The organism is Hathewaya histolytica (assembly GCF_901482605.1).
Lineage (GTDB): Bacteria > Bacillota > Clostridia > Clostridiales > Clostridiaceae > Hathewaya > Hathewaya histolytica.
Genome location: NZ_LR590481.1, coordinates 578,686 through 593,402 on the forward strand (window position 1 = coordinate 578,686; position 14,717 = coordinate 593,402).

The following is a 14,717-nucleotide window of genomic DNA, read 5'->3' on the forward strand; positions in this document are numbered from 1 at the left end:
ACCAGTTTATAAGTAGAAATTAAGCACTTTTATTTTAGTTATATTATATTTTACGGTGCTTATACATATAATCAAATAACTAAAAATAATATTTAATATAACAATGATTTATAGTTACCACCTATAAAATCTACGGTTTTGTAGTTAACAGTAATTTATAACATAGTAATGATTTAGAGGAGAAAATGTTTATGAAAGATTTAAGTAAGGAAGAGATGGAAAGTGTCTATTTTTTTATAGAACAATATTTTATAAAAATATATAATTCTCTAAAAAATCTTGATATACGTAGTTACGAGGAGTTTTTCTATGATTCTATAGATTCACTTTGTTCCTTAAAGCGAAATGAAATGGTTTTAAACACATTAATAAATTATAGGAGAGATTATCCAGATGAAAATTTCCTAAGTGAGTATGATTTTAGTCTTTATATTAAAGACATAGAAAAAAAAGATTGTATATATAAAATCAATATAAAAGAGAGATTTAAATATAGGTATAACTCTCTTAATGTGTGTACAGAAGGTAGTAATAATCATTTCTTTAAATTAATAAGAGTTAATGGAGTATTTAAAATTCTTAATCATGAAAATAAGGATGTTTTTATAAAAGAGCTTAATTATATATTTTTTACTGCCTTAAATGATAGAAAAAATTTAGAGCAGGTTCAAAGAAGAATATTATTTAAATCGAGATATAATAGAGATTATACTTTAGCTAACTTGAGTTTTAATAACATAGAAACTGAAAAAATAGGAAGAGAAAATACTTTATATAAAAATGATTATTTAAGCAGTAAATATAACAGTGAATTAGAAAGAAACTTAGAGGAAAATGCGTTATACAGGAGCAATTCTTCTTGGAGTAATTATAATAGAGAAAGTGCTGTTAATTATGCAAAACGCTGGGCTTTAAAGAGAAATCCTAAATACCTTGATTTTGAAGACCTAGGTGGAGACTGTACTAATTTTACATCCCAATGCATTCATGCTGGAGGTATAGTTATGGATTTACAACAGCCATATATATGGAAATATTTCACCAGTCAGTGGAATGAATCTTCTAGTAGAATTGGGAGATCTTCCTCTTGGACATCAGTTTTGCATTTTAGAAAATATGCAAGAGAAAATACTGAAGGAGGAGGACTACGGGCAAAGGTTGGGGTGGATATGAGAACTTTGAAGCCTGGAGATATTGTTCAAATAGAGAATGAACATGGTACTGTAATAGTAGAAAATTTATATAGGGGAGGGAGATTAATAGATTTTCTTATAGCTTGCCATACTAGTGATAGATTAAATGAAAGATTACTATTACAATGGCCAAACAGTAAATATCCTAAAACAACAATTAAAATTGAAGGTAGTTATAAGTGGTAAAGAAAAATATAAAGCTCTGATTTCTTAGTCAGAGTTTTATATTTTTACAAAAATGGCACAAATATATGGTACTAAATTGTAAATAGTTATATGAATTAATTTGTAAAAGACCAAGGATTAAGTTCCTTGGTCTTTTATATATTCTTTATAAAACTTCCATAAGTTCTAATATGTTTCCATCAATATCTTTAAAGTATACAGCTTTACTTTTTCCACAATTTTGAGATGTTAAATCAAAATATTGTGGAGGAGATAAGAATTCAACACCTTTTGCCCTTAGGTTTTCATAGGTAGAGTCTATATCTTCTACAAGAAAACACACTTCTGAGATTCCTATATTAGAAAGTTTATCATAGGGTTTTGAAAATTCCTTACATCCTATAAATTCTATAAGTTCTATTGGTGGTGACTGTAAATCTTCACTGTTATTAAGATAAGTAACTTTTAATTTAGCATTTTCTATATTGGTTAAGGCCTCTACTTGAGGGCCAAGCATTACCATACTATCAATTAATTTAAGACCTAAAACTTCTGTGTAAAATTTAACAGAGTCCTCTGTATTTCTAATAGTTATTCCTACATGAGCTAGTTTTCCTAACATATGATTTCTCCTTTGTTTAATAAAAATTTAGTTTAATAGTATTTTATCTTTTGTATAATTAAATTAATTTACTTTAATTATAACCAATAGCGTTATAAAAATAAACTTTTTAAAAGATATTATAAAAAACAATTTTAAAAAATATATATAATATAAACCAATATGTTATATGAGAAACATACTAAAAATGCCCAATATATGTTAAATTTTATAGTATATATAAGATTAATTAAATAGAAGGAGAGATTAAAATAAATAAAAAAGATAGGTTGTCTAGCTTAAAAGATAAATTGCTTTTAATTTTTATAGCATCAACTATTGCTCTCATCGTATTAAATAAAATTAATACTAACTCATATTTTACTAAAAAGTTTGGATGGTTTTATGTTTTTTTTATCTTATTTATGGGAGCTTTTATAGTTTTGGCAATCATTTTTAAAATTGTGAAGTATAGAGCTAATATTGACTTAAAAAAAACATTTATTAAGTTTTTTTCATTAATCATTTTTTTTTCTACTATAATCAGCTATTTGAAGGGCAATTTTAAGTTAAAGGATATAATAGAATATTCAATTCTAACATCTTTTATTATAAGTTTTTCAGATTTAGAGTTTTTTAAAGAAAGTAAATAAGGGTAAAATTATATAGATGTATTAATAACAATAATAAAAAATTAATCTTAAGTGTAATTATAGTTTAGGAGTATTTAAAAATACTTTGTTTAAAAGAAAAGCATAGATAAAATATAACTAAAAAGCACATAACCTAAAATATAATGTTTTCAATAGGTTATGTGCTTTCTTTTAAAATTGGTGCCGAAGGCGGGAATCGAACCCGCACGGTATTGCTACCACTGGATTTTGAGTCCAGCGCGTCTGCCAGTTCCACCACTTCGGCATGGTTTAATTTAGCTTACTTAAAAAGTTTATCACATAATATATATAAATTCAAGAATAAATTTATTATATATTATGTTAGGTTATTAATATCATAAGAATAATAAAATTATTTTCATAAAAAAAGTATAATTATTTTATGAATTGTAAAATCTATTTTTGTACCTATGAGAAGTTTAGGAGGTGGAAAAGTGTTTTTTGATGTTCCCGAACACTTAGTAACAACCTTTATTTCTGCAGCAGCAATAATAATTGGAACTTTAATTGGTGGATGGTTTAGTTGGCTTACATCTAAGAAGACTACACAAAAAAATATAGAGGAGCAGTATAAGATATTAGAAGTGAATAGGGCATACGAAGAAAAATGTAGAGAAAAAAAACTGTCTCAAGATGCTAATATCGTAAGACTTGACATTTGTACTTCTATTTTTCAAAGTATAAGAACTTTAAAAGATGCTAAGGAAGATGACTTAGATACACCTTATCCTATTCCTATAAATAAAAATTATGCTTCCTCAGTTTCTATGTTAAGTGGAGATTATTCCTTAAGGGAAATAAGCTATATTTATCAGCTTTATGGTATTATCGAAAAATTAAATTATGATATATTGAATTCTGATTTTTATACCCAGGATTCAAAAGATAAGCTAATGGTTATATATGAAGATTTGTTAAAAAAAATCTATGGAAATCAGTATGTAGAAATTCTAAAAATAGATATAGATAAAGTTACTTATAAAGAAATTTATAATAACGATTATATTAAGAAAGAATTTAAAAAAGTTTTAGAAAAGTTAGATAAGTTATGCACTTTGGAGAAAGAAAATTTGAAGAATTGTGGATAAGTACACTAATTATAAGTAAATATGTTAATAAGTCAAAATTAGAGTTATACATAATATGTTTAAGTTCTAAGTTCTTTAATTCTTCACTAAATAAGTAGTTCAAAGATTAAAATTTCTAAGTGTAGTTTATTTTAAATCCTTAAACTCATTAGCCACTGAGAAAAATGTCTCCGCTTTTTGAAAGTCCTTCTTTAATTCATAAATTTTTCCCATTAAGTTATAGGTAGTACTGCAACTTGGATTTAAAGCTAAACTCTTTTTTAATAATATTAATGCTTCTTCTAATTTATTAATTTTAATTAGATCTTCTGCTAATTTTAAGTTTTTTTCGATTTCTGATTCTTTGTTTTGGATAGATTCCCATACTTCATCTAAAATAGTTTTTACTTTATTTGCAGTAAAAGGTTTTTGTATATAAGCAACGGCGCCCAATTTGGTGCAATCAACAGCATTTTTTATGGTAGCAAAAGCAGTCATTATAATTACAGGAGTAGATATACCTAGATTTCTCATTTTTCTTAAAAGTTCAGTACCACTAACTTTAGGCATTTTTATATCTAAAAAAGCCAAGTCTATTTGGGTTCCTCTTAAAATTGTTAAGGCATCTTCGCTACTGGCAGTTGTGTATACTTCATAGCCGTTAAGCTCTAAACAAGTTTTTAAAAGTGTTCTGATATTTTTAGTATCATCTACAACTAAAATTTTTTTCATTTAATATGGCCTCCTATTCGTCTAAAGGTAGAGTAAAAGTAAAAGTACTTCCCATATCTAATGTGCTCTCACACCAAATGTTTCCACCATGAGCTTGTACGATTTCTTTTGCAATGGCAAGTCCTAAGCCTGTACTTTTTAGCTCAAAGCTAGAATCATGAATCTGGACAAATTTATCAAAAATTTTATCAACATATTTTTCTGGTATACCAATGCCAGTGTCAGATACGGTAATAAAAATTTTATCACTGCACTTAAATGCCTTTATACATATTTCATCTCCAGGATTAGTAAATTTTAATGCATTGGACAGAAGATTGTTTATAACCCAATTAATTTTTTGACTGTCAATTTCAATTTTAGGTATATTCTCTGACATTTCATAGCATAGATTTACACTTTTTTTCTCAGCTAATTCATAAAAGTTTTTGTAACAATCATCAATAATACCTTCTATTGAGCATAAGGAATAATTGAATATGGCTTTATCAGATTCTATTTTTGTTAATTGTAGTAAGTTTATTACTAGGGAGGAAAGCTTTTCTCCATCCTCCATTATGGTCTCTAATATTTCTTTTTGCGTGGTATTTAATTCTCCCATATCTTCTTCTATAAGAAGACTAGTACCAAGAATTATAGAGTTAAGTGGGGTTTTAAATTCATGTGATACAGTTGAGATAAAGTTATTTTTTATTTCTTCTAGTTTTTTTAGCTGAGTGACATTTTGTAGCACAACTATAATATCTCTTTTGTTTTCAGCAGCAGTGACAATAGTGTTGAAGAAATAAATTTTATCACCTTTTTTAATAGGAATTATCTTTTGGTTTTCTTTATTTTTATTAGCTATAACATCTGATATATGATTATATAAATCACTGTTTTTTATAATGTTCAGAATAGACTTATTTAAACTTTCCATTTCATTAAGATTAAAAAAGTTCTCACATGCCTTATTTATTAATAGAACTCTAAATTTTGAGTCTAGTAATATTAATGGGTCAGGGATACTTTTAACTAAGGTGATGGAACGGTTTTTTTCTTTCATTAACTCACCAGTAGTACTTTTTTCATACATTTCAAGTCGTTCGGTCATATTGTTAAATTCTTTTGTTAATATTCCTATTTCATCTTGAGAAATTATATTAATTCTTTGATTAAGGTTACCCTCTCTAATTGATTTAACATTTTCAGTTAAAAGAGCTATAGGTCTAAAATATTTATTTAATAGAAGTTTTGAAATTATGAGCCCACCCATTACAGTAATTAAAGAGAGAAATAAGGTGAAATATAGTGATTTTTCTCCAGAAGTTAGAACATTATTTTTGCTATTAAACATGGCTTTTTCATTTATAGAAGATAGTCCTAATAGTTCTTTTTTTAACTTTTTATATATTGGAATTAAGTTTTTTTCATAATGTTTCATGGAAGATTTGGTGCCATTCTTAACTTTTATATTTTCAATATTAGATACTTCATTTTCAAATTGAGAATATAGACTTCCTATAAGATCTATCTTTTCTTTTTCTGTAATTTCTGTAATATTGTTAGATTCTATGTTAAACCATTTATAAAAAGTTTTATTATGAAGATTAATATCTTCTAGAGCTTTATCATTTTCATAATATATAAAATTTAATATTGCAAGATTCTCCTCTTCAATAGATTCTTTCATATTACTTGAAGCACTTATACTTTTATAGTTGTCTACCATTAGATTTTCTATAGATTGGTTCAAATTATACAATCTTAGAAAAGCATTTATGCTAACTATTAATAAAGTTAAAACTAATGTTAGATATATTGCGTTTAATTTACTTTTTAGACTTCTAAACATATAAACACCCCTGATATTAGCTATTATAAGCATAATATAAACGTTAAGTTTATTGCAGTCAAACACATATGACTATGCTAATTTAAAAGAACAGAAGGAAACTCTACGGAGTAATATTATAAATTAAACTAATCGTGATTAATGGTATGGAAAAAATTAAAGGCTGAATTTTAATAAGCTTTCTGGTTTTAAGGGTTAAGTGTATAATTTATCCTTGATGTAGGAAATTTAGGTATATTTTAAAAGGTAGGGGTGAATATGAAGATAATTTTATTTTTATCAATAATTTTATTTTTTTATCTAGGTTATGCATTAATAAATCCAGAAAAATTTTAAAAGGAGGATATGACTATGGAAATAGTTCAATTTATAATGGTGCTGGCCTTATTTATTATAATAATACTTCCTTTTGGAAGGTATTTATACAGTGTAATTACAGGGGATGCATCCTTTGTTGATCCAGTTATGGACAAGATCGATGGTTTTATATACAAGATATGTGGGATAAAAAGAGAAGAGATGGATTGGAAAACCTATGCTATAGCTCTTATAGTTACTAATATTATTATGTGCGTGGTCGGAGCTGTGATTTTGGGAATTCAAGGCATAAACTTTTTTAATCCTAATGGGATTAAGTCCATGAATGCTTCTCTTAATTATAATACCATTACAAGTTTTATAACCAATACTAATTTGCAGCATTATTCAGGGGAAAGTGGACTATCTTATTTAAGTCAAATGTTAGTTATAATCTTTATGATGTTTACTTCTGGGGCCACCGGACTGTCTATAGCTGGAGCTTTTATGAGGGGATTTACAAGGTCAAAGAAAACTGTGGGGAATTTTTTCGTTGATTTAACTAGGGTTATTACTAGAATATTGATTCCATTATCAATAGTGGTATCGATAGTTCTAATATGCCAGGGGGTTCCGCAAAGTTTAAGTCCTAATAAGAAGGTCACTACTATAGAAGGAAGAGTGCAAAATATAGCCTTAGGTCCAGTGGCCGCATTAGAATCTATAAAACATTTAGGAACTAACGGTGGAGGTTTCTTCGGGGCTAATTCATCACATCCATTTGAAAATCCAACACCTTTTACCAATTTGGTTGAAATGTTATCTATGATGATTATTCCAGGTGGGTTAATTTTTGCCTTTGGATATATGTGCAAGAATAAAAAACAAGCATGGGCTTTATTTACAGCTGTTAGCATATTGTTTTTAGCATCTCTTAGCGTTTGCTATTCTGCTGAAAAAGCTGGGAATCCACTTATTGCAAATATGGGTATAAATCAATCTATGGGTAATATGGAAGGAAAGGAAGTTAGATTTGGGGTAGCAGGGTCTAGTATATTTACAACAGTTACAACAGCATTTACTACAGGGTCTGTAAATAATATGCATGATTCTTTAACACCAATAGGAGGGTTAATTCCACTGTGGCAAATGATGCTTAATACAGTGTTCGGTGGTGAAGGTGTAGGATTTATGAACATCATAATGTATGCTGTATTAACTGTATTTTTATGTGGACTAATGGTTGGAAGGACTCCAGAATTTTTAGGGAAGAAGATAGAAGCTAAGGAAGTTAAATTAGTAGCATTAGTTATATTAATTCATCCTCTTATTATTTTAATACCTTCAAGTATTGCGTTAATAAGCAGGGTAGGAGTATCTAGTATAACCAATGGGGGATTCCATGGATTATCACAAGTTCTATACGAATTTACATCTTCTGCAGCAAATAATGGTTCAGGTTTTGAAGGTCTTGTGGATAACACCTTATTTTGGAATGTAAGTACGGGAACTGTTATGTTACTTGGAAGGTATTTATCTATGATTATACTTTTAGCTGTTTCAGCTTCTGTATCATCTAAGAAACTTGTTCCAAATTCAAGTTCTACATTTAAAACGGATAATTCAATGTTTACTATAATGCTTATTTTTATAATTTTAATTATAGGAGCCTTAACATTTCTGCCAGCCATAGCTTTAGGGCCAATTTCAGAGTATCTTACTATGATAAAGATTTAATTAAGGCTTGAGGAGGAACCTATATGAGTAGAGAAAAAGAAGGGAATTTTATTAATAAAAAGATTATGAAGGAGGCCATTAAGGAATCTTTTATAAAATTAAACCCCAGGTTTATAATTAAAAATCCTGTTATGTTTGTTGTAGAAGTAGGATTTATTATTACTTTAATTATAACTTTATTTCCTGGGGCGTTAGAACAAGGTGAAGGAAATTTAAGAATATATAATGGAATAGTATCATTAATATTATTTGTAACTATTCTTTTTGCTAACTTTGCAGAGGCTGTGGCAGAAGGAAGAGGAAAGGCGCAAGCAGAAAGTCTTAAGAAAACTAAAAAAGACACTAAGGCAAAGCTTTTAAATAAAGATGGAACTTATACTATAGTAAGTTCTTCAGAAATTATTAAGAATCAAATAGTACTAGTTGAAACAGGAGATATTATTCCAAACGATGGAGAAATTATTGAGGGCATTGCATCTATAGATGAATCTGCAATTACAGGAGAATCAGCTCCTGTTATGAAGGAAGCTGGAGGGGATTTTAGCTCCGTAACTGGAGGAACTAAAGTTGTTAGTGACTGGTTAAAGATAAGGATTACAGCAAGTCAAGGTGATTCCTTTTTAGACAAAATGATAAGTCTTGTAGAAGGAGCATCAAGACAAAAGACTCCTAATGAGTTAGCTTTAACTACATTACTTGTAAGCTTAACTATGATATTTTTAATGGTAGTTGTGACACTTTTACCTATGGCTAGCTATGTTGGTGTACAAATTTCAATATCTACTCTTGTGGCCCTTTTAGTATGTTTAATTCCAACTACTATAGGTGGACTTTTATCTGCTATAGGTATTGCTGGTATGGATAGGGTAACTAGATTTAATGTAATTGCTAAATCTGGAAAGGCAGTAGAAGCTTGTGGTGATATAGACACTATGATATTAGATAAAACAGGAACTATTACTTTTGGAAATAGACTTGCATCAGAATTTATACCTGTTAAAGGTATAAGTAAAGAGGAACTTACAAAGTATGCACTTATATCTTCTTTAAAAGATGAAACTCCTGAAGGAAGGTCTATAGTAGAACTTGCTACAAAATTAGGAGTGGAAGTAGATAAAAGTATCTATGAAAAAAATGAGTTTTTTGAGTTTACAGCTCAAACTAGAATGAGTGGTATTGATTTAGAGCAAGGAACAAAGTTAAGAAAAGGTGCTGTTGATAGTATAAAAAAATTAGTAGAAGAACTTAATGGGATCATTCCCTGTGACCTCGAAGACATAACTGATAAGATTTCTAAGATGGGAGGTACTCCACTAGTAGTGGCTATAGGAAATAGGATATTAGGAGTTATATATCTTAAAGATACGGTTAAACCAGGATTAAAAGAGAGATTCCAAAGACTTAGGGAAATGGGCATTAAGACTATAATGTGTACTGGAGATAATCCTTTAACGGCAGAAACCATAGCGAAAGAAGCTGGAGTGGATGAATATGTGGCTGAATGTAAACCAGAGGATAAGATTCAGGTTATAAAAAGAGAAAAGGAAGAGGGTAAATTAGTAGCCATGACGGGAGATGGAACTAATGATGCCCCGGCATTAGCCCAGGCAGATGTTGGACTAGCTATGAATAGTGGAACTACAGCAGCGAAAGAAGCAGCTAATATGGTTGATTTAGATTCAGATCCAACAAAGATACTAGAGGTTGTGGAAATAGGTAAAGGATTATTAATTACAAGGGGGGCTCTTACAACTTTTAGTATAGCAAATGATGTGGCTAAATATTTCGCCATAATTCCAGCAGTGTTTTCAGCATCTATTCCAGCTATGCAAATATTAAATATTATGAAATTATCAACATCATACAGTGCAGTACTTTCAGCTCTTATATTTAATGCTATAATAATTCCTCTTTTAATACCAATAGCTATGAAAGGGGTTAAATATAAACCTTCAAAATCGGAAGTTCTTTTAGCTAGAAATATATTAATTTATGGGGTAGGGGGCATAATAGCACCATTTATAGGTATAAAAATTATTGACCTAATAATATCTCCACTACTTGCTTTAATCAATTTAATATAATAGGAAGTGAGTGTATGAAAATAGTAATGAAAGCTTTCAGAATGAGTATAGTATTCCTTATAATTTGTGGTTTTTTATATCCTTTAGTTATAACAGGACTTGGAAATGTTATAACTAAGAAAAATGCTAATGGAAGTATAATTGACATAAATGGAAAAGAAGTAGGATCAGAAATATTGGGACAGGAATTTCGAGAGAGAAAATATTTTCATGGAAGAGTTTCTTCTATCAATTATAATATTAAGGATAAAAGCGAGGACAACAATGAAGTGGCATCAGGTGCATCTAATTTAGCACCTAGTAATAAAGAGCTTATAAAAAGAGTAGATGGTGATATAAAAGAGTTTTTAAAAAATAATCCTAGTATTAATAAGGATGAAATAACAGCAGAGCTTCTAACTAACTCATCATCAGGATTAGATCCTCACATTACACCTAAGGGTGCCCAGATACAAATACCTTCAGTTTCTAAATATAGTGGATTAAGCGAAACTGAATTAAATGCTCTAGTTAAAAAGCATACGGAGAAGAGGCAATTTGGAGTACTGGGAGAAGAACGTGTTAATGTGTTAAATCTTAATTTAGATATCTATAAAAAATTAAGTGAGAAGTAAAATAAAAAAATTAGATAGAAACTAAAATAGAAATTAAAAGAAAAGGGTGACTATAAAAGTAATATTAAATTACTGACTATAGTCACCTTTTTAATAACTTATTTCATAGTGTTATTAGGTATTACGTGTACTTCAATATCCTTTGAATGTTTTAATATTTTATTTATAGTAGAACCCCTTAGCATAGTTTGTATAAAGGAACGGGTACTATGACTTACTATTATTTGAGTTACATGATGTTTTGAAGCATAACTTACTAATTCTCGAGAGACGCTTTTACCCTTTAAGTTTACAATCTCAGCGCCTAAGTCCTTAGCAAGCTTAAAATGAGATTCTATAATTTGTGAGTTTTCTTTTAAATGCTTTTTCTCAAAGATACTAGTACATTCCACATGTGCAACAATCCATTCACATTTATATTTTTTAGAAATTCTATAGCCACGTCTTATAAGCTTTTTAGCAAATGGACTAGAACTTATACATACAAGAACTCTTTCTACAGTGTACCAATTTTCTTTTATGCCATGTTCTTTCATATATTCTTCTAACTCTTCATCTACACCTTCTGCGGTATGTCTTAGGGTAACTTCTCTTAGAGCATTTAGATTACCTCTTCTAAAGAAGTTACCTAGGGCTCTTTTTATATTTTCTTTTTTATATATCTTTCCCTTTTTTAATCTGTCTTGTAATGCGTCCGGCGTTAAGTCCACAACTACAACTTCATCAGCATCTTCTACAATGTAATCAGGAATAGTTTCATTTACAGTAACACCTGTTATTTGTTTTACTAGATCATTAAGGCTTTCTAAATGTTGTATATTTAAAGTTGTTATAACATCTATACCCTTAGATAATATATATAAAACATCTTCATATCTCTTTTTTCTTTCGCAGTTAGGAACATTTGTATGAGCTAGCTCATCAATTAAAACTATTGAAGGATTTCTTTTAATTATAGCCTCCACATCCATATCTTCTAATATCTTATTATTGTAAGAGAGTTTTTTCCTGGGTATAACTGCTAAATCTCCTATTTGATTTAAAGTATCATATCTACCATGGGTTTCAACATATCCAATTACAACATCTTTATTATCTTTTAAATATCTATTACCTTCATTTAACATAGAGAAGGTTTTTCCTACTCCGGGTGCATAACCAATGTATATTTTTAGGGAACCTCTTTTCTCTTGTAATGTCTCTCGTTCTACAATTTCTAAAGCTTCTTCTGGGGAGAGTCTGTTTTCTGAGCTATTCATGCGCTTCACCTCTATACATATAGATATAAAAACTAAATATAAAGACAATTTTAAATTATCTTTATCAATATTATAACTTAATTATTGATTAAAGTATTATAATGTTATTATAATAGAGGTGTATAAAGTAAATTAAATTATTATAAGAAAAAGGAGTTACATATGAACTTAAATGACATTAAAAGTAAGATACATTATAATTCACCGGTAGTATTAACATTTACACTTATATCTCTTTTAGTTTATATACTAGGATGGATAACTAAGGGGTTTACTACATATTTTGCATTTACAAATTATAGAACTTCTTTGCTAGATCCAATGCAGTATTTTAGATTTTTTTCTCATGTACTTGGTCATGCAAATTGGGGACATTTCGCAGCAAATTTTACAATAATACTTCTTATAGGTCCTATGGTGGAAGAGAAGTACGGTTCAAAACCTTTATTTAATATGATTGTAATTACTGCATTTGTAACAGGAGTTTTAAATACGTTTATTTTTTCTACAGGACTTCTAGGGGCTAGTGGAATCGCTTTTATGTTTATATTATTAGGTTCTTTTTCAAATGTACATGAAGGAAAGGTACCTGTAACTTTTTTAATAATACTTGTTGTGTTCCTAGGTAGAGAGGTTTTAAATTCAATTTTAACAAAAAATAATATATCTCAATTTGCTCACATAATAGGGGGAATTGCGGGAAGTTATTTTGGATATTTTTTCAGTAAAAATAAAGCACTTAAATAATAAGGGAGGATGAGGGGAATGAAAAGATATGGAGCTTTTGACATAATAGGACCTATAATGATTGGACCATCTAGTTCACATACAGCAGGGGCAGCTAGACTAGGTAGGGTTGCAAAATCTATAGCAGGAGGAGACTTTAGTGCTGTAACTTTTTATTTACATGGTTCATTTGAACATACGTATAGAGGGCATGGTACAGATAAAGCATTAGTAGCAGGTATTTTAGGCATGAAGCCTCATGATGATGGTTTAAGAAATGCTATGGAAATAGCAGAAGAAAAAGGTATTAAAATAGAATTTTTACCAATAGAACTTGAAAATGCACACCCTAATACAGCTAAAATAGTATTTCACAAAAATGATGGTACAAAAGTGGAAGTAATAGGTTCATCAATTGGTGGAGGCAGTATAAAGATAAATGGTATAGAGGGATATGATGTAGATTTAACTGGAGAATATCCAGCTGTTATTATAAGACAAAATGATAAAAAAGGTGTTATTAGTGATTTAAGTAGAGTACTTGCAAATAATAATATAAATATAGCTACCATGAACGTTAGTAGAAGTAATAAAGGGAAAGAAGCATTTACTATAATAGAGTGTGATGGAGTAATACCAGTTGAGGCAGTAAGAGAAATGGAAAAACTAGATAATATAATATCTGTAAAATCGGTTAATCCAATAACAGATTAAATTTAAAAGGTAGCTTTTAGCTACCTTTTAAATTATATATACATAATAATAAAAAATTCTGTTTTTATTTACTAATATAGTATATAATATAACCATGATTCTTAATTCAAGTGCTATTTATGGCATGAACATTATAATGCGTTATAAATTTATTATATTGGGTTAAAATACAAAGGATGACTAATGAAAAATCGTGGTATGTGATTTTTATAGAATATAGATTTAAATAGGCATAAATATTTTCAAAGTAGGGGGGAATATAATGAGTGGTTCTAACATTAAAAATGTAGATGATCAATCACTGAAATCGTATATTAGAGAAACTAAAGAAAAAATAGTTTCACTTATAAATAAATATTCAGATATTAATAATAAAAAAATAGAATTCACAGAAAATACTAAGGAGTTAAAGGATAAAGCCTTTCAATTAAAAAAGATCTATAAATATGCAGAGTGGGTAAATAGAAAAATAGAAATGAATGATTCTGTACAAGAAAGAATATCTACCATACCTAAAAGGGGGGAGATATGGACTTGTGAACTAGGACAGAATATTGGATCGGAAGAAAATAAAGTAAGGCCTGTTATTATAGTTCAAAATAATACGGGTAATGAAAAAGGACCTACAACCATAATAGTTCCAATTTCAAATAGACCTAAAAAAATAAAAGTACATATTCAACTAAGAGATAGTGATTATAAATTAGTAGAAGGGGAAGCCCAGAAAGTTACTGGAACAATATTATGTGAGCAGATAAAAGTAGTTTCTAAGGCCAGATTAGGGAGACACATAGCAACATTGGATCAAAACTTTATGAATCTTTTAGATAACAAATTGAAGAATTCCTTAGATTTATAAAAAAAAAGAATTGAAAAAAGTGTTGCACTTTTAGTTTTTAAGTGATAAAATTAGTTTGTATGTGAAGTACATACCTAGTAAAGACTAGGAGGCTCTATTCCATAGTTTACCTTTATAAATCATAACATATCTAGCAAAGGCTAGAACAAAACATTTTATTC

General features: G+C 28.8%; 13 protein-coding genes and 1 tRNA gene. 9 read left to right on the forward strand and 5 right to left on the reverse strand.

Features of this window, described 5'->3' with window-relative positions; translation table 11 throughout:
* The first annotated feature begins 191 nt into the window (after nt 1-191).
* Nucleotides 192-1,379 (forward strand): amidase domain-containing protein, encoded by a 1,188-nt coding sequence (locus FGL08_RS02665; protein WP_171011960.1) that lies wholly within the window; start codon nt 192-194, stop codon nt 1,377-1,379.
* A 145-nt stretch (nt 1,380-1,524) separates the two neighbouring features.
* Here FGL08_RS02665 and FGL08_RS02670 read toward each other — a convergent pair whose 3' ends face one another.
* Entirely contained in the window at nt 1,525-1,980 is a 456-nt protein-coding gene (locus FGL08_RS02670; protein ID WP_138209334.1) for a VOC family protein, read from the reverse strand.
* 810 nt (nt 1,981-2,790) lie between these two features.
* A tRNA-Leu gene (locus tag FGL08_RS02675) sits at nt 2,791-2,877 on the reverse strand.
* Between the two features lie 190 nt (nt 2,878-3,067).
* Between FGL08_RS02675 and FGL08_RS02680 the strand changes: the two genes are divergently transcribed.
* Entirely contained in the window at nt 3,068-3,721 is a 654-nt protein-coding gene (locus tag FGL08_RS02680) for a hypothetical protein (protein ID WP_171011961.1), read from the forward strand.
* Nucleotides 3,722-3,847: 126 nt separating this feature from the next.
* Here the strand turns inward: FGL08_RS02680 and FGL08_RS02685 are convergent, their stop codons facing one another.
* Nucleotides 3,848-4,432, reverse strand: a complete 585-nt coding sequence (locus FGL08_RS02685) for a response regulator (RefSeq protein ID WP_138209336.1) — start codon at nt 4,430-4,432, stop codon at nt 3,848-3,850.
* A gap of 13 nt (nt 4,433-4,445) precedes the next feature.
* Nucleotides 4,446-6,266, reverse strand: a complete 1,821-nt coding sequence (locus FGL08_RS02690; protein ID WP_171011962.1) for an ATP-binding protein — start codon at nt 6,264-6,266, stop codon at nt 4,446-4,448.
* Between the two features lie 258 nt (nt 6,267-6,524).
* Here FGL08_RS02690 and kdpF point away from each other — a divergent pair, with 258 nt between their 5' ends.
* The 4 genes from kdpF to kdpC are packed head-to-tail and all read left to right on the forward strand — an operon-like array spanning nt 6,525 to nt 10,998.
* The gene (gene kdpF, locus FGL08_RS13745; protein ID WP_138211250.1) at nt 6,525-6,602 is read left to right on the forward strand and encodes a K(+)-transporting ATPase subunit F; all 78 of its coding nucleotides are present in this window, start codon (nt 6,525-6,527) and stop codon (nt 6,600-6,602) included.
* Nucleotides 6,603-6,617: 15 nt separating this feature from the next.
* Nucleotides 6,618-8,300, forward strand: a complete 1,683-nt coding sequence (kdpA, locus tag FGL08_RS02700; RefSeq protein ID WP_138209338.1) for a potassium-transporting ATPase subunit KdpA — start codon at nt 6,618-6,620, stop codon at nt 8,298-8,300.
* A 23-nt stretch (nt 8,301-8,323) separates the two neighbouring features.
* Entirely contained in the window at nt 8,324-10,384 is a 2,061-nt protein-coding gene (gene kdpB / locus FGL08_RS02705; protein ID WP_138209339.1) for a potassium-transporting ATPase subunit KdpB, read from the forward strand.
* Between the two features lie 14 nt (nt 10,385-10,398).
* Nucleotides 10,399-10,998 (forward strand): potassium-transporting ATPase subunit KdpC, encoded by a 600-nt coding sequence (gene kdpC / locus FGL08_RS02710; RefSeq protein ID WP_138209340.1) that lies wholly within the window; start codon nt 10,399-10,401, stop codon nt 10,996-10,998.
* Nucleotides 10,999-11,096: 98 nt separating this feature from the next.
* Here kdpC and FGL08_RS02715 read toward each other — a convergent pair whose 3' ends face one another.
* Nucleotides 11,097-12,257, reverse strand: a complete 1,161-nt coding sequence (locus FGL08_RS02715) for a universal stress protein (protein ID WP_138209341.1) — start codon at nt 12,255-12,257, stop codon at nt 11,097-11,099.
* A gap of 162 nt (nt 12,258-12,419) precedes the next feature.
* On the opposite strand from FGL08_RS02715, the gene FGL08_RS02720 reads away from it, so the two are divergent.
* From FGL08_RS02720 to FGL08_RS02730, 3 genes are all read left to right on the forward strand, one after another.
* On the forward strand, nt 12,420-13,004 hold the full coding sequence (locus FGL08_RS02720; protein WP_138209342.1) for a rhomboid family intramembrane serine protease: 585 nt from the start codon (nt 12,420-12,422) through the stop codon (nt 13,002-13,004).
* A gap of 18 nt (nt 13,005-13,022) precedes the next feature.
* Nucleotides 13,023-13,697 carry an L-serine ammonia-lyase, iron-sulfur-dependent subunit beta gene (gene sdaAB / locus FGL08_RS02725; protein ID WP_138209343.1) on the forward strand — a complete coding sequence of 225 codons (675 nt, stop codon included), beginning with the start codon at nt 13,023-13,025 and terminating at the stop codon, nt 13,695-13,697.
* A 262-nt stretch (nt 13,698-13,959) separates the two neighbouring features.
* A complete protein-coding gene (locus FGL08_RS02730) occupies nt 13,960-14,556 on the forward strand; it encodes a type II toxin-antitoxin system PemK/MazF family toxin (protein ID WP_138209344.1) in 597 nt (198 codons plus the stop codon).
* Nucleotides 14,557-14,717 lie beyond the last annotated feature (161 nt).